17 protein-coding genes and 2 pseudogenes are annotated in these 22,865 nt (G+C 63.1%); 15 read left to right on the top strand and 4 right to left on the bottom strand.

Annotated features, from left to right (window positions below; all coding sequences use genetic code 11):
- Window positions 1-248: 248 nt before the first annotated feature.
- Window positions 249-548: a hypothetical protein gene (locus tag ACTDI4_RS22790; protein ID WP_442843478.1), complete on the top strand. Its 300-nt coding sequence runs from the start codon at window positions 249-251 to the stop codon at window positions 546-548.
- 159 nt (window positions 549-707) lie between these two features.
- A complete protein-coding gene (locus ACTDI4_RS22785; RefSeq protein WP_442843477.1) occupies window positions 708-908 on the top strand; it encodes a hypothetical protein in 201 nt (66 codons plus the stop codon).
- Between the two features lie 56 nt (window positions 909-964).
- Here the strand turns inward: ACTDI4_RS22785 and istB (ACTDI4_RS22780) are convergent, their stop codons facing one another.
- Both istB (ACTDI4_RS22780) and ACTDI4_RS22775 read right to left on the bottom strand, forming a co-directional pair.
- Window positions 965-1,759, bottom strand: a complete 795-nt coding sequence (istB, locus tag ACTDI4_RS22780) for an IS21-like element helper ATPase IstB (protein ID WP_442843476.1) — start codon at window positions 1,757-1,759, stop codon at window positions 965-967.
- Window positions 1,749-2,108, bottom strand: a pseudogene (locus ACTDI4_RS22775) (IS21 family transposase); the annotation flags it as partial. The pseudogene ACTDI4_RS22775 and the gene istB (ACTDI4_RS22780), both read right to left, overlap by 11 nt.
- A gap of 164 nt (window positions 2,109-2,272) precedes the next feature.
- Here ACTDI4_RS22775 and istA (ACTDI4_RS22770) point away from each other — a divergent pair.
- Together istA (ACTDI4_RS22770) and istB (ACTDI4_RS22765) are read left to right on the top strand one after the other, a co-directional pair.
- Window positions 2,273-3,823: an IS21 family transposase gene (gene istA, locus ACTDI4_RS22770; RefSeq protein ID WP_442843475.1), complete on the top strand. Its 1,551-nt coding sequence runs from the start codon at window positions 2,273-2,275 to the stop codon at window positions 3,821-3,823.
- A 17-nt stretch (window positions 3,824-3,840) separates the two neighbouring features.
- Window positions 3,841-4,617 (top strand): IS21-like element helper ATPase IstB, encoded by a 777-nt coding sequence (gene istB, locus ACTDI4_RS22765; protein WP_442843474.1) that lies wholly within the window; start codon window positions 3,841-3,843, stop codon window positions 4,615-4,617.
- A gap of 105 nt (window positions 4,618-4,722) precedes the next feature.
- Here the strand turns inward: istB (ACTDI4_RS22765) and istA (ACTDI4_RS22760) are convergent.
- Window positions 4,723-5,913: pseudogene (gene istA / locus ACTDI4_RS22760) on the bottom strand (IS21 family transposase); the annotation flags it as partial.
- Between the two features lie 220 nt (window positions 5,914-6,133).
- Between istA (ACTDI4_RS22760) and ACTDI4_RS22755 the strand changes: the two are divergent.
- From ACTDI4_RS22755 to ACTDI4_RS22730, 6 genes are all read left to right on the top strand, one after another.
- Window positions 6,134-6,895, top strand: a complete 762-nt coding sequence (locus tag ACTDI4_RS22755) for an ImuA family protein (RefSeq protein ID WP_429096714.1) — start codon at window positions 6,134-6,136, stop codon at window positions 6,893-6,895.
- Entirely contained in the window at window positions 6,810-8,333 is a 1,524-nt protein-coding gene (locus ACTDI4_RS22750; protein ID WP_442843473.1) for a Y-family DNA polymerase, read from the top strand. Before ACTDI4_RS22755 ends, ACTDI4_RS22750 begins: the two co-directional genes overlap by 86 nt.
- A complete protein-coding gene (locus tag ACTDI4_RS22745; protein WP_442843472.1) occupies window positions 8,330-11,590 on the top strand; it encodes an error-prone DNA polymerase in 3,261 nt (1,086 codons plus the stop codon). The genes ACTDI4_RS22750 and ACTDI4_RS22745 overlap by 4 nt, the downstream gene beginning before the upstream one ends.
- 177 nt (window positions 11,591-11,767) lie before the next feature.
- Window positions 11,768-12,214: an ArsR/SmtB family transcription factor gene (locus tag ACTDI4_RS22740; RefSeq protein WP_245262449.1), complete on the top strand. Its 447-nt coding sequence runs from the start codon at window positions 11,768-11,770 to the stop codon at window positions 12,212-12,214.
- On the top strand, window positions 12,214-12,729 hold the full coding sequence (locus tag ACTDI4_RS22735; protein WP_018431442.1) for an SRPBCC family protein: 516 nt from the start codon (window positions 12,214-12,216) through the stop codon (window positions 12,727-12,729). The genes ACTDI4_RS22740 and ACTDI4_RS22735 overlap by 1 nt, the downstream gene beginning before the upstream one ends.
- Complete coding sequence (locus ACTDI4_RS22730; RefSeq protein WP_018431443.1) at window positions 12,729-13,301, top strand: dihydrofolate reductase family protein; 573 nt, start codon at window positions 12,729-12,731, stop codon at window positions 13,299-13,301. Before ACTDI4_RS22735 ends, ACTDI4_RS22730 begins: the two co-directional genes overlap by 1 nt.
- Window positions 13,302-13,519: 218 nt before the next feature.
- Here the strand turns inward: ACTDI4_RS22730 and ACTDI4_RS22725 are convergent, their stop codons facing one another.
- Entirely contained in the window at window positions 13,520-14,362 is an 843-nt protein-coding gene (locus ACTDI4_RS22725; protein WP_246259486.1) for a hypothetical protein, read from the bottom strand.
- Between the two features lie 420 nt (window positions 14,363-14,782).
- Between ACTDI4_RS22725 and ACTDI4_RS22720 the strand changes: the two genes are divergently transcribed.
- The 5 genes from ACTDI4_RS22720 to ACTDI4_RS22700 all read left to right on the top strand — a co-directional run bounded on the left by ACTDI4_RS22720 (window position 14,783) and on the right by ACTDI4_RS22700 (window position 22,751).
- Complete coding sequence (locus tag ACTDI4_RS22720; RefSeq protein ID WP_011578758.1) at window positions 14,783-14,971, top strand: hypothetical protein; 189 nt, start codon at window positions 14,783-14,785, stop codon at window positions 14,969-14,971.
- A gap of 178 nt (window positions 14,972-15,149) precedes the next feature.
- Entirely contained in the window at window positions 15,150-16,049 is a 900-nt protein-coding gene (locus ACTDI4_RS22715; protein ID WP_026227912.1) for a DUF3991 and toprim domain-containing protein, read from the top strand.
- 462 nt (window positions 16,050-16,511) lie between these two features.
- On the top strand, window positions 16,512-17,117 hold the full coding sequence (locus ACTDI4_RS22710; protein WP_026227913.1) for a DUF1419 domain-containing protein: 606 nt from the start codon (window positions 16,512-16,514) through the stop codon (window positions 17,115-17,117).
- A gap of 12 nt (window positions 17,118-17,129) precedes the next feature.
- Complete coding sequence (locus ACTDI4_RS22705; protein WP_018431447.1) at window positions 17,130-17,531, top strand: DUF3085 domain-containing protein; 402 nt, start codon at window positions 17,130-17,132, stop codon at window positions 17,529-17,531.
- Between the two features lie 123 nt (window positions 17,532-17,654).
- Window positions 17,655-22,751 (top strand): Eco57I restriction-modification methylase domain-containing protein, encoded by a 5,097-nt coding sequence (locus tag ACTDI4_RS22700; protein ID WP_442843471.1) that lies wholly within the window; start codon window positions 17,655-17,657, stop codon window positions 22,749-22,751.
- The last annotated feature ends 114 nt before the right edge of the window (window positions 22,752-22,865 follow it).

Below are 22,865 nucleotides of genomic sequence, written 5' to 3'. Positions count from 1 at the left end.
CTCGCCTACATGACCTTGCGCGCACATTCCACCAACACGAGCCGTCTTCCCTGCACGGGGCTCAACAGGAAGCGTCCCATGCAACAGGCGGTGCCGAACGCGAAAGCGCGAAACAGACCAGCCAGAGCATCCAAATTAGAGTGCTGAAGCACGAACCTGCGATAGGCGGCTAGTTCGGCGACGCGTTTCATCGTCGCCAGCGCCGCCTGCAGCGAGGGTGGGCGAGACAGGATCGTCGATCCGAAGCGGTGGAGAAATTGGACCTGCGCGGCTTCGAGCGCCTCATAGGCGCCCTTCTAGATCCAGAAGCCTTGCGCATCCGTACCACTAAAGCTGTCGGTCATCGTCGTGCGCAGTGCTGCGGTGGTGATGACCTTGCCCTGCTCAAGGAAGTGAAGAAACTCGGTCGCCGCTTGGTGAATCGCGTGGCCGGTGTCGGCCGTGCCGGATGGCGCAGCTTTCAGCTATTCGCTCTGATAAAGTTTCGTGTGGCCAGTGATCGCTATAGGGGGCTTATGACTCCACAAACCATCGAAACGAAGCTGTGACCTTTGAGACAAAAGCCGACCGCTAGCAGACTTGAATAGAAGCTTTGCCAGCTGCTTAACTCGCCGCGCAAGGGAGAGAGCGGGGTCAGGGGGTGCGGCCTTGCCGGGGCAGAGAGTGTCGGGGAGCGGGGCGGACACTCTCGCTCGAAGGACACCGCCATGAACATCGTCACGACCACACGGACCGTGGCTCGCACGGCCGCTCCCCTTGCCGTGCCGCCTGTCGGCTCCTATGCACGCCGGGAAAAAACTATCTTACGCATCCTCAGGCTCAAATGCATTGCCATATTCGTCTTACCTATATATGCCAGCGAAAATAACTTGCGAGCGGCTCGGAGGTTGAATGTTGATTTCCGCTGAGAGCTGACCCGGGATTTTCGCCGAGAAGTGACCCGCCTTCATGTATGGTTTGGGTCTCAGGTTTTGGTCAAGGGCGCGGCTTTCTCCTTCTTTTTGGCTGGGGCCTGGGCGGAACTGTTTTTGAAGCGGAAGCTGTCGTTTCCGGTCTCCAGGATGTGGCAGTGATGGGTCAGCCGATCGAGCAGCGCGGTTGTCATCTTGGCGTCACCAAAGACGGTAGCCCACTCGCTGAAGCTGAGATTGGTGGTGATGACGACGCTGGTGCGCTCGTAGAGGGTGCTCAGCAGATGGAACAGCAGCGCTCCGCCTGATGCACTGAAGGGCAGGTATCCGAGTTCGTCGAGGATGACGAGATCGGAATGAGCGAGCCGATTGGCGATCTGACCTGCTCTGCCTTGGGCCTTCTCCTGTTCGAGCACGTTGACGAGTTCGACGGTGGAGAAGAAGCGGACACGCTTGCGATGATGCTCGACCGCCTGCACGCCGAGAGCGGTGGCGATGTGGGTCTTTCCGGTGCCTGGACCTCCGACAAGCACGACGTTGTTGGCATCCGCCATGAACGCACAGCGATGGAGCTGGCGCACGAGGGCCTCGTTGATCTCGCTGCTGGCGAAGTCGAAGCCGGCCAGGTCGCGATAGACGGGGAAGCGGGCTGCCTTGAGCTGATAGGCGGTGGATCTGACCTCCCGTTCTGCCATCTCGGCCTTGAGCAGTTGCGACAGGATCGGGATGGCGGCCTCGAAGGCGGGAGCGGCCTGTTCGGTGAGCTCGGCGACGGCCTGCGCCATGCCGTGCATCTTCAGGCTTCTGAGCATGATGACGATGGCGCCGCTGGCGGGATCATGACGCATGGCGCACCTCCCTGGCCTGGCGCAGCGCATCGTAGCGCTCGACATTGGCCTGCGGCTCCTTGGCCAGGCTCAGCGCCTGCGGTGCATCCACGACTGGTGTCGAGAGCGGCCTGCCATCGACCAACCTGTGCAGGAGATTGAGGATATGGACCTTGGTGGGGACGCCGGCCTCGAGTGCCATCTCCACTGCCGCCAGCACGGCCTGCTCGTCATGCTGCAGGACAAGGGCCAGGATCTCGACCATCTCCCGGTCGCCGCCGGGCTTCCTGAGCAGGTGCTGCTGCAGCCGCTTGAAGGCTTCGGGCAGTTCGGTGAAGGGCGCGCCGTTGCGCAAGGCTTGCGGGTTTCGCTAATGTCCGGACACGGATTCCGGTAAACCCCGGACAGCAATTTCAGTAATTCGCGGACAGCGATTTCACTAAATCCCGGACAGTTCCGGGATCGGATTTGGCGGTCGGTTCTCGGCTGCGCCGTTCTGGCAGTTTGGCCCCTCACGATGAGTAGCGAGGGGCCATGCCAAGACGGAAGCAAGCGAGACGAACGACAGTGAGGGATATACGCACGATCCTGCGCCTGACCCATGAACAGGGTCTGTCGGTGCGCGAGGTGTCGGAACGGCTGAAGATCAGCAAGACGACGGTCTCGACCTACCTGCTGCGAGCGCGGGAGGCCGGACTTAAGTGGCCGCTGCCGCCGGCCCATGCCGATGACGCGGCGCTCGAGCGGCTGCTGTTTGGTCGTGTCGGCCGTCCGCCGCGCGATCAGCGCGAGCCGGACTTCGCACTGGTTGCCCGGGAACTGAAGCGCAAGGGCGTGACGCTGACGCTGTTGTGGCAAGAATATCGCGCCACCCATCCCGACGGCTACGGCTATACCTGGTTTTGCGAGCGCTACGCCGCCTTCGAGCACCGGGTGAACGCGAGCTTCCGCCATCGCCACCGTGCGGGCGCGGTGATGCAGACCGACTACGCCGGCCATACGGTGCCGGTGATCGACCCCATTACGGGCGTCGTCTGCGCCGCCCAGATCTTCGTCGCGGTGCTGGGCGCCTCGAACCTGACCTTCGCCTTCGCCAGTTCCAGCCAGAAGCTGCCCGACTGGATCGACGGCCAGGTGCGGGCTCTCACCTTCTTCGGCGGCGTCACCAGGGCCATTGTCTGCGACAATCTGAAGGCGGGCGTTGCCAAGGCGCTGTGGTTCGAGCCGACGCTGAACGCGACCTTCGCGGCCATGGCCGAGCATTACGACACCACCATCCTGCCGACCCGCAGCCGCAAGCCGCGCGACAAGGGCAAGGTCGAAGGTGCAGTGCTGATCGTCGAGCGCTGGATCCTCGCCCGGCTCAGAAACCAGACCTTCTTCTCACTCTCCCAGCTTAACACGGCCATCGCCGAACTGGTGACGGAGCTGAACGATCGACCGATGCGCCATGTCGGCAAGAGCCGCCGCGAACTGTTCGAGGAGATCGAACGGGCGGCCCTGGCGCCGTTGCCAGCGACACCCTTCGAGTACGCCGAATGGAAGTCGGCCAAGGTCCATCCCGATTACCATGTCGAGGTCGACAGGACGTTCTATTCCGTGCCGCACCGGCTGATCGGCAGCACGGTCGAGGTGCGGCTCACCCACAGGGTGGTCGAGATATTCCACGACCACCAGCGCGTCGCCAGTCATGTTCGCCGCTCGCAGCGTTCCGGCCATGTCACCGTCAATGCCCATATGCCCAAGGCGCATCAGCGCTACGCCAACACCACGCCGGCCGACCTGATCGGGCGCGCCGCCAGGATCGGACCCAACGCCGCCATCCTGGTCGAGCGCATGATGCGCGACCGGCCGCATCCGGAACAGGGATACCGCTCGGCCATGGGCATCCTGTCGCTGGCTCCACGCTATGGCCCGGAGCGCCTCGACGCCGCCTGCGAGCGGGCGCTTTCCATCAACGCGATCGCCTACTCCTCGGTCAACGCCATCCTCAAATCCGGCCTCGACCGGGCACCGCCTACCCCTGAACCAGCGCGGCCGGTGCCGACGCACGCCAATATCCGCGGCAACACCTATTACCAGTAAAGGAAAGGAAGACGACAATGCTGACCAATCCCACCCTCAACCAGATGCAGGCCCTCGGGCTGAACGGCATGGCCGCCGCCTGGCGGGAACTGGCCGAACAGGACGGCGTCGCCGAACTCGGCCGCGACGAGTGGCTCGGCCTGATGCTCGATCGCGAGATCGCCATGCGCGCCGACAAGCGCGTCAGGAACCGGCTCGCCGCCGCAAAGCTGCGCTTCCCCGAAGCCTGCATCGAGGACATCGACTTTACCGCCTCACGCGGCCTCGACCGGCGCAACGTCATGGCGCTCGCCCAAGGCGAATGGCTGAAGGCGCATGAGAATCTGATCCTGACAGGCCAGACCGGCACCGGGAAATCATGGTTGGCCTGCGCCATCGGGCGGCAGGCGGCGCGCCTCGATCATTCCGTGTTCTATGCGCGCGCGCCACGCCTGTTCGAGGACCTGGCGCTTGCCCGCCTCGACGGCCGCTTCCCTCGTCTCATCGACAAACTTATCCGCGTCCAATTGCTCATTCTCGACGACTTCGGCACGCATAGCCTGTCGGACCAGCAGCGCTTCCATCTCTTCGAAATCGTCGAGGAGCGCTACCGGCGCAAATCCACCGTCATCACCGCTCAAACCCCCGTGGCCAAATGGCATGACCTCATCGCGGACCCCACCGTCGCCGATGCCATTTTGGATCGCCTCGTTCACAATGCCCATCGTATCGAACTCCAGGGCGAGAGCATGCGGAAGCAAAAAACCGCGCCCCTCTTGACCGGCGGCGAAAACGGCGAAATCAATCACCCGTAACGACAACCAGGCAACCAAGGACCATCGCCGCCAAACTGTCCCGACATTAGCGAAACTGCTGTCCGGGAATTAGCGGAACCACTGTCCCGACTTTCCGAAATCCGCACGCAAGGCTCCCGGCTTGCGCTGGATGACCGCCAGATAGTGCCGCCAATCGTAGACGGTCTGGCCAAGACGGTCGTGCGACCGCTCGATGATGCGGCGGTGCTCGCAGATGAGCTGCCCTTCGGCGGCAACCACGATCCGTTCCGGATAGACCCGGAGGCTGACAGGGCGGTTGGCGAAGGATGCCGGCACGCTGTAGCGGTTGCGCTCCAGATGGACCAGGCAGGTCGGAGAGGCCCGCTTGGTGTATTCGACGAAGCCGTCGAAGAGCCGAGGCATCGGCATCAGGAACTGAGCCTCCTCGGCCCGGATGTCCTCGACCGTTCCGGGTCTGAGGCCATGGGGGATCTGTTGCCACAGCTCCCGGCATCGCCGCTCCAGCCAGTCGTTCAGCGCCTCCAGCGATTGAAAGCGCGGCATCGGCTGCCACAACCGGTGGCGGGCATCCTGGACGTTCTTCTCGACCTGTCCCTTCTCCCAGCCCGAGGCCGGATTGCAGAACTCGGCCTCGAACAGATAGTGGCTGGCCATGGCCGAGAAGCGGGCATTGACCTGTCGTTCCTTGCCGCGGCCGATCCTGTTGACCGCCGTGCGCATGTTGTCGTAGATCCCGCGCCGGGGAACGCCGCCCAGAACCCGGAAGGCGTGGTTGTGGGCATCGAACAACATCTCGTGCGTTTGCAGCGGATAGGCCCGCACCATGAAGGCACGGCTGTAGCTGAGCTTGAAGTGCGCAACCTGCAGCTTGGTGCGCTCGCCGCCGATCATCGCCCAGTCTTCCGACCAGTCGAACTGGAAGGCTACGCCGGGCTCGAATGCCAACGGCACGAAGGTACCGCGCCCGCTCGTTTGCATCTGGCGCTGACGCTCTTCTTTCCAGGCACGCGCAAAGGCGGCGACACGGCCATAAGAACCCTCGTAGCCGAGGCTCATCAGGTCGGCGTGCAACTGCCTGATCGTGCGCTTCTGCTTGCGCGGCCTGTTCGCTTCCGTCCTCAGCCAGGCCGACAGCCGCTCGGCATAGGCATCGAGCTTGCTCGGCCGCTCCGGCACGTTGAAGCGAGGCTCGACCTCGTCGGATCGCAGGTATTTGCGGATCGTGTTCCGCGACAGTCCCGTACGCCGCGCAATCTCCCGGATCGAAAGTCCATCCCGCAGATGCCAGCGCCGGATAACGCTCAGTAACGCCATGTCTATCACTCCAATGTCCCCTGCGCTCATCAAGCAGGGGTGGGTTCAAACATGGGTCACTTCTCGATGGAAAAATCCCTCAATCCCGGGTCAGTTCTCGGCGGAAATCAACAAAGACTCTTTTGCGAGTCCGATTGACTCATTAGGCAATAGAGAACAAATAAAGAACATACCAGCGGAGAGACCCTTTGCAAAGCCTCAAGGAGCAGCCTTTTTCGATATGTCGGATTCCGTCGCCAGTCCCGTCATCACCGAACTTCGAGAGCGCATCGCGCGCCTCGAAGGCGGGACAGGCCGTGCCCGCAAGGTGCTGCCGTTCGGCGTAGCGGAACTCGATCGGAGGCTTCCGGGAGGCGGGTTGGCGCTGGGGTGCCTGCATGAGGTGGCGGGGGGCGGTAACGGCGCGGTGGATGGCGCTGCCGCTGCGCTATTCACGGCCGGCATCGCGGCGCGCACCAAGGGCAAGGTTCTCTGGGTGGTGACGCGGCGTGATCTCTTTATGCCGGCGATCGCGCAGGCCGGACTTCACCCAGACCGGCTGATCCATGTCGAGGCAGGCGATGAAAAGGCGTTGCTCGCCTGCTTTGAGGAAGGGCTTCGCCATGGCGGTCTCGGTGCTGTCGTCGCCGAGACTGCCCGACTTTCGATGACGGCTTCGCGGCGGCTCCAGCTCGCCGCTGAAGCCTCCGGCACAATCGGCATCGCTGTGCGGCGCTGGCGCCGCCAGACCGAGGCCGGCGATTTCGGGCAGCCGACCGCAAGCGTCACGCGCTGGCGGGTGTCGGTTCTCCCCTCTGCCCAGCTCCCCGTCCCGGGCATGGGCCGGGCGCGCTGGCTCCTTGAACTCATCCGCTGTCGCGCCGGCGACAGCGCAGACATTGAAGTGGAAGCTTGCGATGGCAAGGGTCGTATCGCTCTTCCTTCCGCGATGGCCGGTGGACCGTCTTCGAAGGAAATCGGGCGACGCATCGCCTCCGCGTGAGGCAGCGCTCGTCCTTATAAGCCGGGTTGGCAATCGGCGCGTCGTCACCGCCCTTGACGCGAACGCCGAAGCACTTGGGCTTCGCACCGGCATGCCGGTGGCGAAGGCACAGGCACTCGCGCCGGGGCTGGTCGTCATCGATGCCGATCCACGCGCGGATGCGGAAGGACTGGAGAAGCTGGCGCTCTGGGCCCTGCAACGCATCTCGCCCGTCGTCATGGCCGATCCGCCGGATGGTCTGGTGATCGACACCACGGGCGCCGATCATCTCCATGGCGGCGAGGACGTCATGCTGAGCACGATCGTCCAGCGCTTTGCTGCATCCGGTGTCGAGGCGCGCGCCGCGATCGCCGACACATGGGGCGCGGCGCATGCCGGCGCGCGCTTTGCCGCACGCTCCACCCTGGTCATTCCTCGGGGCGAAACTGCGCCTCTTCTGCGGCGTCTGCCGATCGCGGCGCTGCGGCTGCAACCCGATATTGTCACAGGCCTGCGCACGCTCGGCTTCGATCGTATCGGCGATCTCCTGGATCAACCGCGCGCGCCGCTGGCGCTGCGCTTCGGTCCTGAAATCGGCCGCCGCCTTGATCAGGCGCTTGGCAATGTCGGCGAGCCGATCGAGCCGTTCCGCGAAGCCGAAATCGTCGAGGTCCGGCGCGTCTTCGCTGAGCCGATCGGGGCGGCAGAGACGATTGCCCGCTATACCGCCAGGCTTGTCGAGGCTTTGTCTCAGATCCTGGAAACCAAAGGCCTTGGCGCGCGCCGGCTCGATCTGCTGTTCCATCTCGTCGACAACACGAGGCAAGCCATCCGTGTCGGCACAGCGCAGCCGGTTCGAGACGCAAAACGTCTGACGCGGCTGCTTTGCGAGAAGATCGACACCATCGATCCGGGATTCGGAATTGAGACGATGGAACTGGCAGCGATCCTCGTCGAGCCATTGCGGGATCGGCAGACCATATCCTCGCTGGTCGAGGAACCGCAGGCGGATATTTCGGACCTGATCGATGTCCTTGCGAACCGTGTCGGAGAAAAGCGCCTTTGCCGTTTCACGCCCGTCCAAAGCGATGTCCCCGAGCGCTCCGTCGCCTGTGTCCCGCCACTCGCCCCTGAAACGGGCGCGACCTGGGACGGTGACTGGCCGCGGCCGCCGCGCCTGCTGTCCCGGCCGGAACCGATCGAGACCATGGCGCTTCTGCCCGACAATCCGCCGGTGTGGTTTACATGGCGCGGCGTTCGCCGGCGGGTTCGCCGCGCCGACGGACCGGAACGCATTCGGGGAGAATGGTGGAAGCGCGACGCGGAAACCGCGACGGTGCGGGATTATTTCCGGGTCGAGGATGACACCGGCGAGCGCTACTGGCTGTTCCGGTCCGGCGATGGCGAGCGTCCGGAGAGCGGCAGCCAGCGCTGGTTCCTGCACGGGATCTTCGGATGAGCGGGCCGCGCTACGCCGAGCTTCAGGTGACGAGCCATTTTTCGTTCCTGCGCGGTGCGAGCAGTTGCGAGGAACTGTTCGCGACGGCCGCCACGATGGGCGTCGAGGCACTTGCCGTCGTTGATCGAAACAGCCTCGCCGGCGTCGTGCGCGCGCATGAGGCTGCCAAGGCCACCGGACTCCGTCTCGTCGTCGGATGCCGACTTGATCTTGCTGACGGCATGTCGGTGCTCGTCTATCCGACGGACCGCTCAGCCTATGCGCGCCTCTGTCGGCTGCTGTCCCTTGGAAAGGGCAGGGCGGGCAAGGCGAAATGCCATTTGGAATGGTCCGATGTCGTTGCCTACGGCGAAGGACTGATTGCAGTGCTGGTGCCGGACGTTGCCGATGAGACCTGCGCCATGCAGCTGCGCCGGCTGCGGGAGTCCTTTGGCAATCGCGCCTATATAGCGCTGACACTACGCCGGCGCCCCAACGATCAGCTTCGCCTTTGGGAGCTGTCCGACATGGCGACCGCCGTGCGTGTCCCCACGGTCGTGACCAATGACGCGCTCTTTCACGAGCCGGGCCGCCAGGTCCTGCAGGATGTCGTCACCGCGATCCGCCACAACGTCACCATCGACGAGCTCGGACATCGGCGCGAGCGTTTCGCCGATCGCTACCTGAAACCGCCCGAAGAAATGCACCGGCTGTTCGGCCGCTACCCGGAAGCGCTCGCCCGCACGATCGAGATCATGGAGCGCTGCCCGTTCAAGCTCGACGAGCTTGCCTATCAGTATCCCGAAGAGAAGCTCTATCCCGACCTTACCCCTCAGCAGGCGCTCGAAAAGTTGACCTGGGAAGGGGCCGTCGACCGCTATCCGGAAGGACTGCCTTCCAAGGTCCGGCGCAACCTCGAGCACGAATTACGCCTGATCGAGAAGCTCGAATATGCACCCTACTTCCTCACGGTGAACTCGATCGTGCGTTTTGCGCGCTCAAAGGAAATCCTGTGCCAGGGACGCGGCTCGGCCGCCAACTCAGCGGTCTGCTACGTGCTCGGCATCACCTCGATCGATCCGGATCGCAATGACCTGCTGTTCGAACGCTTTGTTTCGGAAGAACGCCGAGAACCGCCCGACATCGACGTCGACTTTGAACACGAAAGGCGCGAGGAAGTCATCCAGTGGGTCTACGAGACCTATGGACGCGACCGCGCCGCGCTTTGTTCGACGGTCATCCGGTATCGCTCCAAAGGGGCCGTTCGCGACGTCGGTAAAGCGCTCGGCCTGCCGGAGGACCTGACCAAGACATTGTCCTCGCAGGTCTGGGGCTGGTCCGAAGGCGTCGAGCAGAAGCATGCCGAAGGGCTGAACCTCAACATGGGCGATCGCCGTCTGAGGCTGGCGCTGGAGCTTGCGCATCAACTCGTCGGAACACCCCGTCACCTATCCCAGCATCCGGGCGGATTCGTTTTGACCCGCGATCGGCTCGATGAGCTCGTACCGATCGAGCCTGCGGCCATGGCCGATCGCCAGGTCGTGGAATGGGACAAAGACGACGTTGATGCCTTGAAGATGATGAAGGTCGACGTGCTGGCGCTCGGCATGCTGTCGTGCATGCGCCGCGGCTTCGATCTTCTCGCCGAACACAAGGACATCCGGCTCGACCTCGCGACGATTCCGGCCGAGGATCCGCGCACCTACGCCATGATCCGCAAGGCCGATACGCTCGGCACCTTCCAGATCGAGAGCCGCGCCCAGATGGCGATGCTGCCGCGCATCAAACCGCGGACCTTCTACGATCTGGTCATCGAGGTCGCGATCGTGCGGCCGGGACCGATCCAGGGTGACATGGTCCACCCCTATCTCAGGCGACGAGAGGGCAAGGAGGATGTCATCTATCCCAAGCCCGAGCTTGAGGCCGTGCTCGGCAAGACGCTCGGCGTGCCGTTGTTTCAGGAGCAGGCGATGCGGGTGGCGATCGAATGCGCCGGGTTTACCGCCGGCGAGGCCGACCAGCTCCGCCGCGCCATGGCAACTTTTAAGCACACGGGCGGCGTCTCGAAATTCGGTGAAAAGCTCGTCCAGGGCATGGTCGATAACGGCTATGATCGGGAATTTGCCGAGCGGACTTTCAAGCAGTTGGAGGGCTTTGGCTCCTATGGCTTTCCCGAAAGCCATGCAGCCAGTTTCGCTCTCATCGCCTATGCGAGCTCCTGGCTCAAATGCTGGCACCCGGACGTGTTCTGTGCGGCACTTTTGAACGCCCAGCCCATGGGCTTCTATGCGCCGGCGCAAATCGTGCGCGACGCGGTTGAGCATGGCGTCGAAATCCGCCCCGTCTGTGTCAATTCAAGCCGTTGGGATTGCACGCTCGAACCCCGGGACGCCGATGATGGCCGGTTCGCCGTTCGCCTCGGCTTGCGTCTGGTCAAGGGACTGGGAAATGCGGAAGCCGCGCGCCTCGTCTCCTGCCGTGCCGAGCAGCCATTCCGCTCGGTCGATGATCTTTGGCGGCGCGCCGCCATTCGCGCCGCGGCCCTCAGTGAGCTTGCCGAGGCCGATGCGTTCCGGCCCTCCATCGGCCTTGCCCGGCGGGAGGCACTTTGGTCGATCAAGGCGCTACGCGACGAACCGTTACCGCTATTCGCCGCGGCGGCAGTCCGGGAAGCCTTGCCGGTCGCCGAGCAGACGGAGCCAACCGTCTCGTTGCGGCCGATGACTGCCGGCAGCGAAGTCGTCGAGGATTACGGTCATGTCGGGCTGACGCTGCGCCAGCATCCCGTTTCCTTTCTGCGGAAGGACCTCGCGGCCCGGCGATTCCTGACCAGCGCCGACGCTGTCGCTTCGCGTGACCGGCGTTGGGTCGATGTCGCCGGCCTGGTCCTCGTCCGGCAGCGGCCGGGTTCGGCGAAGGGTGTCATGTTCATGACCATCGAGGACGAAACCACTGTCGCCAACATCGTCATCTGGGAGAAGGTCTTCAAGCAGTTTCGCCGGACCGTCCTTGGTGCCGGCATGATCGGGATCAAGGGCAGGGTGCAGCGCGAAGGCGAGGTGGTCCATATCGTCGCCCACCAACTCGTTGATCTCTCCGCGGAACTCGCCAGTGTCGGCTCGCGCGACACGAGGTTCCCTTTTCCGCACGGGAGGGGCGACGAGTTCCACCATGGATCGCCAGCCCCGGATTCGAGAGGTCTGCAGAAAGCGTGGGATCTCGCGCACGGCTACGGGCATACCGACCAAATCCAGGTGAAGACGCGGGATTTTCGGTAGGCAAAGCACGATTTCGTAAAAGAAAAATATGCTTCAGCATAAAGCCCGCTCTGATGGGGAACGCAAATGTTGCGAGCAAGGTTGACGTTTTCGGGCAACGCGCAGCCACGTCGAAAAAGTTGAATTCCCGACCCCGCGAATGGCCAGGCGGAAATTCAGGTAAACGAGACTGGGCCGTTGCTGACACCCAATGTCGGCAGCGGAGCGTCGTTGCCTGCGTCGCACGCGGCACGCCATTGGTCGAAGCGGCTTGACTCCGAATATGCGCAGCAATACATATGCATGATGATGCAACAAAGCATATTTCAGATGTTGGCTGACCCTACGCGGTTTCGTATCGTCGAGGCTTTGGCAGGCGGCGAGCGGGCCGTGGGCGACCTGGTTCAGGCCGTCGACATCGATCAGTCCGGCGTTTCGCGGCACCTGCGGATCCTCGACGAAGCCGGCTTCGTCACGATGAGGCCTGACGGGGCGAGGCGCCTTTATTCGCTCCGGCCCGAGCCGTTCCAGGCGATCGACGAATGGGTTCGGAGCTATCGCGAGCTTTGGGAGGGCCGGCTCGATCGGTTTGACGCCGCCTTGGCGCGACGGCGTGGCGCGCTGCAACGCGAGGGGGGAAAGTGATGATAGAGGCCAGCGAGCCGGGCGCAGCTACGATCAGGCTGGAGCGGGTTTACGACGCATCGGTGGACGAGGTCTGGGCGCTATGGGCCACCAGGGAAGGGCTCGAGGCGTGGTTCGCGCCCGAGGGCATGCGCTTCGAGTTATTGACTCTCGATCTGCGAGTCGGTGGTGCCTTCGAACACGTGATGACGGCGGTGGGCGCCGAGCAGGTCGCCTATTTTGCGAACCGGAACAGATCGTCAACGGCGCGGGTGAGCGGTCGGTTCGTCGAGATCGTGCCTCACCGGCGCCTGCGAATCCGCTTCGACATCGACTTCGTCCCGGGCGTCCAGGCCTATCCCTACGACATGATGGTCGAGCTTCACCCCGAGGCCGGGCGAGTCCGGATGGTGCTGACGGCCGATCGCCACCCGGACCCCGAGATGACACGCGGCGCAATCGCCGGACTGACCAGCCAGCTGCAACGGTTTGACTTAGCCATAAAAGCACGAGTAGCAAAGGAGCAACGACCGTAATGCGACCTCTTCTCTATTCCATCAACGTCACGCTCGATGGCTGCGTCGACCACAGGGCCATACCCACGGACGAGGCGCTGCAGCAAGAACAACTGCGTGCAACACATCAGCACGCCACCGAGAGTATCGGCCGGGCCGATGCTCTGCTCTTTGGCCGCGTCACCTACCAGATGATGGAAGAGGCGTGGAGGCATGAGACGCGGACCATCACGCCGCCTGACTGGACCGAGCCTTTCGCGCGCACCATCGACGCAATGAAGAAATACGTCGTTTCAAACACACTCGAGCGGGTCGATTGGAACGCGGAACGGGTTAGCGGTAACCTCGGCGAGGCGGTCCGGAAGCTCAAGCAGCAGCCGGGCAGGGCGCTGTTCACGGGCGGCGTAAAGCTGCCGATGGCGCTGGCGGAGCTGGGCCTGATCGACGAGTATGAATTCGTGGTACAGCCCAGGCTTGCCGGTCATGGGCCCACCTTGTTCGCCGGGCTCTCCAAATATATCGAGTTGAAGCTCGTCGACCGGCAAGAGCTCAGCTCAGGCGCTGTAGCGCTGCGCTACGAGCCGAGAAGGTAACGCGTGAGCCCGCCCCCTACATGGCCGGCCTGATCCCAGTTGTCCTAGTAGATAGCGTGCCGCGCTTTGCGCCGCGTCCCGAACTGGTAGGCGCGACGTTGGGCCTTGCTCGGCATCCTCTGAATTGCCCGAGGCTAGATGGTTGTTTCAGCGGAATGATTGCCAGATGCAAACCGGCAGCGAATGACCCCTGCCGATTGTCAGATTGATCCCGACGCTCATGAGGGGCGAAGGTTATCGAGTAGGCCGGCAATATCGACATTAAGCCTTCCAGCGATCCGGTACTCCCTTGCTTGACCTCGGCCCATTGAGTTTTTTGTCCAGGATCCTTCGATGAGTCCCCTTCTTCCAAGGGCGCCAAGAACCTCATCGGCAGCACCGCGCGTCATCCCGGTGACAGCGACAATATTGGAAATCGTTATCGGCTCGCCCTTGCAGTGCAGGTCTAGGATAACCGTTACCATCGCGTATTGCCGTAGTCGTGCGCCTGGCGTCTCGCCGGCCAGCGGGAATCCAACGACCTGATGCAGCATCACATCGTGAATAAGCTGGAAGCCAAGCTTCGCCCTTGCCTCGGAACTACCCGTTGTCATTATCCGGTTTCGAAGCCATCGCTCGCGGTGCGCCCCCGCTCTGCGATGCTCATTGACCCCTTGGTGATCGGGGAGTTCGAAACCGTACCAGACGGCCCCATGGCCTTTAGCTCGGTGAGCCTGTTGTATACGCCACAGGCTCCCCGACCATAAGGTCAAGGAGGTTGGAATCATCCCGGTTGATTCCATACCGCTGGTAAGGGTTTCGACGCCCTTGAGGCAGTGCGTCGCTGCCTCAACTGAATCCATACCGAAAACGAACGGATTTGTCGCGGTCTCTTCGCGTTTTAGACGAAGGAAGGCGTCCGGACCGGAGAAAGGTCGATGCTGGGTGGCCAGAGGCGAGGTCGAGGCGGCGCGGCAGGCTCGACCGTGTTTGCTGCGGGCGCTTTCGTCCGCTTTTTGCTTGGGGCAGTCGCGTTCGCGCGACCGCGCCTCAGTCGCCGGCAGCAGGACGGCCTTCGGCAATGAGCCGCAGAAGCTCAGCCCTGGGTACGGAACTGTTGCTGACGTAAGCGGCAACGATCTCCGTGGTCAGGCCGATCAAATTGGCTGTCGGCTTTTGATGGTGGCGACATCGTCGGTACAGGAAGAACCGGTCCTCGCAAAGACCTTGATGATAGCGGCATGCATCAGCCGGCGCTGTCTGCGGCATGAATCCGCGACGGTTCGTGCTGGAAATGCGGCTCAGGCGCAAAGACCACCCCCGCTCTTATCGGCTTATTTCCCTTGTTCCAGCCCGGACCTTGTCGATCAACCCGCGAGGGGTCGGACTACGCAAGCGTGCCGCCGCTTATGGCTTCGCCAACGCGGTGATCGCGGTCCAGGCCGGAACCGACGGGCGCCTGTCGAGCGGGGAATGGTCCCCGCAGCTACGGGAGTCACACCATGTCGCAAGAACTCAGCCTCGCTCAGAACCACGCCTGGAACCTCGCGCGCACCCTGATGACGCCGGTCATCCTCTTCAAGGTCGATGAAGACGCATACGGCGTTCTTCCTGCCGACGACCTCGATGACGACGAGGTCAACGCCCTCTACTTTTACGACCCCTACACGGGTGGCCAGCCGGTTCATTGAACCGTCTCTTGCCCGGCGTGCCGCTTGCGAGCGGCAGGCCGCAAGGGAAGCTGCGCCGCGGCAGGAGCCGCGCCCTTGCCCCCTTTGCTCTTCGCGCCGGTCGCTAAGGTGTTCCGCGAAGTGTGCGGAGAAGATAAACTGAATGAAAGGTCGGCCGAAAGGCCGCTGGGAGAAAAGAATGGAAAAAGCGGATATCGAAGAGCTGCGAGGCAGGGTGGGTTGTGCGGCCGTGCTGGAGACCGGAGGGTTCGCGATCGACTTGAAGGAAAGCACGCGCAAGGCGGTGAAGTATCGCCGTGGCGATGACATCATCATCGTTATCCACGATGGCAAGGGCTGGTTTGATCCGCTCTCCGACGCCAAGGGTGATGTCTATTCGCTCGTTCAGCATCTGGACGGCGGCGATTTTCTGGAAGCGTTTGTGCAAGTCGCGTCCCTGGTCGGCTTCGAGCCCCGCGAGCCAGAATGGAAACGACAGTCGCGCGAGGCGGAACCTGACCAATCCATACCGGATCGTTGGGGTGCCCGGCGCAAGCCCTGGCGCGGGTCGGCAACCTGGCGATATCTGCGCGACGACCGGCACATTCCCGAACAGGTCCTCCGGGCAGCCATCGCCCAGGACCTTCTGCGGGAAGGGCCGCGTGGGAGCATGTGGGCCGCTCATCAGGGTGCCGATGGCGTGGTCACCGGTTGGGAGGAACGTGGTCCCGAATGGCGCGGCTTTGCAACCGGCGGCAGCAAGGTCTTGTTCCGCTTCGGGTTCAAGGGCGCCGCTCGCATCTGCGTAACCGAAGCCGCCATCGATGCCATGAGCCTTGGCGCGATCGAGAAGGCCCGGCGCGATACGCTTTATGTCAGCACTGGCGGCGGCTGGTCGCCGGCCACCGACGGCGCCATTCGCATGTTGGGGGAACGGCCCGATGTCCGCTTCGTCGCCGCGACCGATGCGAACACGCAGGGCGAAGCGTTCGTGGCGCGGTTGCGTGAGCTTGCCGGTGAACTCTCCTGCGACTTCGAACGTCTGAAGCCGCGTGCGGAGGACTGGAATGCGATGCTGAAGGAGGGGGCAATCGCCTGATCGGGCAGACCGGCACCTCCAGCGCTCATGATGCGCGATCGAGGATCGCTGGCCCGACCTTCGCCGTCGTCATCTCGATCCGCAATGGCGCGCCAAGTCTTGACGCGGCCTCCAGCTTCGCAGCTTCCACATCGGCCGACTTAGCTCTGGCGTGTAGATCTCCAAGATGATCTCGCCGGTAGCGACGAGGATTGGGGCGAAGACGAGTGCGCGGCTCATCGGCGGATCAGCCCGGGCATGCGGCCGAATTGGGGAGGAAGAAGAAGGAAATAAAACGAATGAAACCCGGCTGCCGCATACCCGCCAGCCGCGTCAAGTGTGAAGCTTCGCCCGGCTCCGCCGGCACTTGACCCGGCCGGACGGAGAGGCGGCCGCTGGGGAGGGGTCAGGAAGGGCTGAAGATGATGGTGATCCCCGAGGATGCGTCGCGCTCCAGTCCGACGAGGCTGAAGGAGCCCGCCAATGAACCCCTCTTCTCCTATCCGCAAAGTCTACCAGGGTATTGCCGACCGCCGGCAGATGTTCCGCATGTTCGATCGCCACACGCAGCGCCCCAATCGTTTCGAGGATGCCGATGCCGGCCTCTATCGCGGGGAGTGGTTCGAGCTTACCGAGATCGAGCATGATTACATGTTCAACATCCTGCCGCCGCTCTTCATGAACGGCGAGATGTTCGCCATGCGGGAATTCCTGACGGGCTGCATCACCAGCGTCTTCTTCACCCTGAAGATCGACGACCGGATGCGGTTCTTCCACGCCTATTGCGACCTTGCCGACAAGGGTTCGCCCGCACACATGCGCGCCGCCATTGTCGAGCGGGAAAGCCGTCCAGTCCGTGCAATGACCCGCGAAGAGCGGATCGAGCATATCTGGAGTTCAAGCCACGACGAATACCGCGGCTATGCCGATTGGCGCTTTCCGCAGGCGCAGCGCGGGCGGCGAACGGTCCTGTTCTTCGGTCGCGACCGAAGCCGCGAGGTCAAGCTGCTCGACGACCTCACGGATGCGGAGATCGCAGCCAAGCTGCCGGTGCATCTGCGCTACCTCCCCGACGCAATCGCGGCATGAGGGGAGGAGGCGATGTTCACCTTTTCCGTGACGGATGTCCGCGTCGTGATGATGCGCGGGCGGCTCGACGCCTACGTCAACGGCGGCTTCCGCAATCCTCATTATGGGCTTTATCCCGGCCGTGATGAAAAGCCCGGTGTCTGGCTGGTCGGCGACGAGGGCGTCTACATCCTCTCCAACGGCAAGCTCGCGGAAGGGCAGCGTCCGTTCGTCGTCTATGCCGAAGAGTGCAACCCGAAGACCAACCCCGATTACTGGCACTACAAGCGTCAGCATTTCGGCGGGGATGACGGAATCGAGTTTCTCGATGGCTTCATGCTCGTGAAGCTGATCGCGGCCAGGCCCGGCTGCACGCATCTGAAGATCGTCTTGCAGCCGAACTCGATGCAGCTCCTCGCAGTCCAGCAGGACTAGCATTTCCGCGATGGGCGCCGTCTGGCGGCCGCTCGCACCCCAATCCCGAACATCCGCACATGTCGAGCCTGCTGGAGGACACCAGCGGAGCGGCGAAGTGCGCCTTCAGCTAGGAGAAACAACATGTCGCACGACGACCCTTTCACCATCGATCTTTTCGGCAATACAGCCCTTTCGTCCGGTCTCGGTCTTGGCGTGATGGCCTTTGCCGGCAACTTTGAACCCGACGACGATCCCGACCCATCGTCCCCGGCGCCGGCGATGCCGATCGCAGCTGCCGCCCGCGCACCCTCCAAGCCCGTCCGGGAACGTGGTTCGAACTTCTATCTCACCGACGACCGAGGTCTCGCGCAGGGCTGGAAGGAGCGCGCCCGCGACAACGTTGCTGCGATCCGGCTCGCGGCGAAAATCGACGCGGATGAGCGCCCGGCGACCGCTGAAGAACAAGCGCAACTGATCCGTTTCACCGGTTTCGGTGCGTCCGATCTAGCCAATGGCGTCTTTCGCCGGCCTGGCGAGATCGATTTCCGCAAGGGCTGGGATGAAATTGGCATCGATCTGGAGGATGCCGTCGGCGAGAGCGATTATGCTTCCCTCGCACGCTGCACCCAGTACGCCCATTTTACGCCGGAGTTCATCGTCCGGGCGATCTGGTCGGGTCTCAAGCGCATGGGATGGCGCGGCGGGCGTGTACTGGAGCCAGGCATTGGCACGGGGCTGTTTGCAGCGCTCATGCCGGAAGGCCTGCGCGACGTCTCCCATGTCACCGGCATCGAGCTCGATCCGGTCACGGCGCGCATCGCCCGGCTGTTGCAGCCGCAGGCGCGCATCGTCACCGCCGATTTCGCCCGCACGGAATTGCCATCGAGCTTCGATCTCGCCATCGGAAATCCGCCCTTTTCCGACCGAACGGTCCGTTCCGACCGGGCCTATCGATCGCTGTCCTTGCGCCTGCACGACTACTTCATCGCGCGGTCGATCGACCTGTTGAAGCCGGGCGGCTTCGCGGCCTTCGTCACCAGCTCGGGCACGATGGACAAGGCCGACCGCAGCGCGCGTAAGCATATCGCGAAGTCGTCGGACCTGATCGCTGCGGTCCGGCTGCCCGAGGGAAGTTTCCGCGCGGACGCCGGGACGGATGTCGTTGTCGACATCCTGTTTTTCCGCAAGCGCAAGTCGGGCGAGCCGGAAGGCGACCAGTCCTGGCTTGACACCGAGGAGGTCCGGCCGGCCACAGCCGATGAGGGCGCGATCCGTGTCAACCGCTGGTTGGCGCGCCACCCGGATTTTGTGCTCGGCACGCATGCGCTGACCTCTGGTCCCTTCGGCGAGACCTACACATGCGTGCCCCGCGACGGCGAGAATCTTCATGCGGCCTTGTCGGTCGCCGTCAATCTCCTTCCGGAAGACCGCTATGACGGCGAACCCTCGGAAATCGATCCTGATCTGGATGGAGCGGGCAATCAGACCGGCGTCGATCTGCCCAATGGCCGGCATGTGCGTGAAGGGAGCTTCTTCTTCGACAACGCACGCGGCCTGATGCAAATCATCGACGGCGAGCCGGTTGCGATCAAGGCGCGCAAGGGCCGGGGCGGCGACGGCATTCCCGAAAAGCACGTCCGCATCATCCGCAAGCTTATCCCGGTCCGCGATGCGGTGCGCGAGGTGCTGAAAGCCCAGGAACTGGACCAGCCCTGTCAAGGTATTCAGTTCAGGCTGCGCATTGCCTGGTCGAGTTTCGTTCGTGACTTCGGACCGATCAACCACACCACCGTCTCGATCAGCGAGGACGTGGAGACCGGCGAGACGCGCGAAAGCCATCGGCGTCCCAATCTCCAGCCCTTCCTCGACGACCCCGATTGCTGGCTGGTCGCCTCGATCGAGGACTACGATCTCGAAAACGACACGGCCAGACCCGGACCGATTTTCACGGAGCGCGTTATCTCTCCGCCGGCGCCGCCGGTGATTTCCAGCGCGGCCGACGCGCTCGCCGTCGTTCTCAATGAACGGGGCCGGGTCGATGTCGATCATATCGCCGAGCTGCTGCACTGTGATCCGCAGGACGTTGTCTCCGAGCTTGGCAGCGCGATCTTCCAGGACCCCGCCGACGGCTCGTGGCAGATGGCTGATGCCTATCTGTCAGGCCATGTCCGCGACAAGCTGAAGGTCGCGGAAGCCGCTGCCCTTCTCGATCCAGTCTACGAGCGCAACGTCACGGCCCTGCAGGGCGTGCAGCCGGTCGATCTTCGCCCGTCCGACATCACCGCGCGTCTCGGCGCGCCGTGGATCCCCGCCCTCGATGTAGTGGCCTTCGTCAAGGAGACAATGAACGTCGACATCAAGATCCATCATATGCCGGAACTGGCTTCCTGGACTGTCGATGCGCGCCAGCTTGGTTATCTCGCCGTCGGCACATCGGAATGGGGGACCGGCCGCCGGCATGCAGGTGAGCTGCTGACTGATGCGCTTAACAGTCGCGTGCCGCAGATCTTCGACACGATCAAGGACGGCGACAGCGAACGGCGCGTGCTCAACGTCGTTGATACCGAGGCAGCCAAGGAGAAGCTCCACAAGATCAAGGAGGCCTTCCAGCGCTGGATCTGGTCCGATCCCGACCGCACCGACCGGTTGGCCCGTGTTTACAATGACCGCTTCAACAACATCGCGCCACGAGCGTTCGACGGTTCCCATCTGAAGCTTCCAGGCGCCTCGGGCGCCTTTTCTCTTTATGGGCACCAGATGCGTGGAATCTGGCGCATCGTTTCGGCCGGTTCGACCTATCTCGCCCACGCCGTCGGCGCCGGCAAGACTATGACGATGGCAGCCGCCATCATGGAGCAACGCCGTCTCGGCCTGATCGCCAAGGCGATGGTCACCGTCCCCGGCCACTGTCTGGCACAGGTGGCGCGCGAGTTCCTGGCGCTCTATCCGACGGCGCGAATTCTGGTCGCCGACGAGACCAATTTCACCAAGGACAAGCGGGCGCGCTTCCTGTCGCGGGCCGCAACCGCCACCTGGGACGCGATCATCATCACGCATTCCGCCTTTAAATTCATCGGCGTCCCTTCTGCCTTCGAGCAGCAGATGATCCATGACGAGTTGGAGCTCTACGAAACGCTCCTCACCAAGGTCGAAGGTGACGACCGCGTCTCGCGCAAGCGCCTCGAGCGACTGAAGGAGGGCCTGCAGGAGCGGCTCGAAGCGCTCTCCACCCGCAAGGACGATCTTCTCACCATCGCCGAGATCGGCGTCGACCAGATCATCGTCGACGAGGCGCAGGAGTTCCGCAAGCTCTCTTTCGCCACGAACATGTCAACGCTCAAGGGCGTCGATCCGAACGGATCGCAGCGCGCCTGGGACCTTTATGTGAAGTCCCGCTTCATCGAAACCAGGAACCCGGGCCGCGCGCTCGTGCTTGCCTCCGGCACGCCGATTACCAACACCCTCGGCGAGATGTTCTCCATTCAACGGCTGATGGATCACGCCGCGCTGATGGAACGGGGCCTGCACGAATTCGATGCCTGGGCGAGCACTTTTGGCGACGCGACCACGGAATTGGAGCTTCAGCCTTCGGGCAAATACAAGCCAGTTTCGCGGTTCGCGTCCTTCGTGAACGTTCCCGAACTGATCGCCATGTTCCGTTCTTTCGCCGACGTCGTGATGCCGGAGGATCTCCGCCAGTTCGTGAAGGTGCCGGCGATCTCCACCGGCAAACGCCAGATCATCACATCGAAGCCGACGCAGGCTTTCAAACACTACCAGATGGTCCTGGCTGCACGCATAGCGGAGATCGAGAAACGCGACCGGCCGCCCGAGCCCGGCGATGACATCCTGCTCTCCGTGATCACCGATGGCCGCCATGCTGCGATCGACCTGCGGCTGGTCGACGCCGACAATGACAATGAGGCGGACAATAAGCTCAACGCCCTCATCTCGAACGCCTTCAATATCTGGAAAGCGACGGCGGGTAACGCCTATCTTCGTCATGACGGCAAGCCTTTCGAAATGCCTGGCGCCGCGCAGATGATCTTCAGCGATCTCGGCACGATCAGCGTCGAGAAGAGCAGGGGCTTTTCCGCCTATCGCTGGATTCGTGACGAACTCATCCGCATGGGCGTGCCGGCGAGCGAAATTGCCTTCATGCAGGACTATAAGAAGTCCGAGGCCAAGCAGCGCCTCTTCGGCGACGTGCGTGCTGGCAAGGTCCGCTTCCTGATTGGAAGCTCAGAGACGATGGGCACCGGCGTCAATGCCCAGCTCAGGCTCAAGGCGCTCCACCATCTCGACGTGCCCTGGCTGCCGTCGCAGATCGAGCAACGTGAGGGCCGCATCGTGCGTCAGGGCAACCAGCACGACGAGGTCGATATCTTCGCCTACGCTACCGAGGGTTCGCTCGACGCCACGATGTGGCAGAACAACGAGCGCAAGGCCCGCTTCATCGCCGCAGCACTGTCGGGGGACACCTCCGTCCGGCGTCTCGAAGACCTGGGTGAGGGCCAGGCCAATCAGTTCGCCATGGCCAAGGCCATCGCCTCCGGCGATCAGCGCTTGATGCAGAAGGCTGGGCTCGAAGCCGATATCGCTCGGCTGGAGCGCCTGCGCGCGGCCCATATCGACGATCAACACGCCGTTCGCCGGCAACTTCGCGACGCCGAGCGCGATATCGAGCTCTGCACGCGGCGCATTGCTGAAATCGGCCGGGATATCGAGATTTTGGTTCCGACCGCCGGCGATGCATTCACCATGACGGTGGCCGGCAAGGTCTACACCGAGCGAAAGGAGGCAGGTCGCGCGCTCATGAAGGAAATCCTGACCCTGGTGCAGCTTCAGCAGGAGGGCGAGAGCATCATCGGCTCCATCGGCGGTTTCGACCTAGAATATGAAGGCCAGCGCTTTGGCAAGGACGGCTACCGTTACACCACCATGCTGATGCGCACCGGCGCCGATTCCGAAATCGAGCTTGCGATGACGGTCACCCCACTCGGAGCGATCTCACGACTCGAGCACGCGCTCAACGATTTCGAGGGCGAACGCGAGCGCTATCGCCAGCGTCTCGCGGATGCCCGCCGCAGGCTCGTATCGTATCAATCCCGGGACGATGGCGCCGACTTCGCCTTCGCGGGCGAATTGGCCGACAAGCGACGGCAGCTTGGTGAGGTAGAGGCGGCCCTTTCGGCGGATGTGGAGACATCCGCTGAACCTTTGCAAGATGCCGCATAGCCGACACGCAGGCCGAACGGGCCTGCCCCCGGCTCTTGCATGCTGAAGCGCAGACGTTTTGGAGGGAAGGATGGAGGGGAATAATAGAAAAGAAGATGAGGAATCCGCTCGCAG

It is taken from the genome of Mesorhizobium sp. PUT5 (assembly GCF_052216645.1).
Classification (GTDB): Bacteria; Pseudomonadota; Alphaproteobacteria; order Rhizobiales; family Rhizobiaceae; genus Mesorhizobium.
Note: the sequence above shows the minus strand (reverse complement) of the source record. Positions and strands in the feature narration are given on the sequence as shown.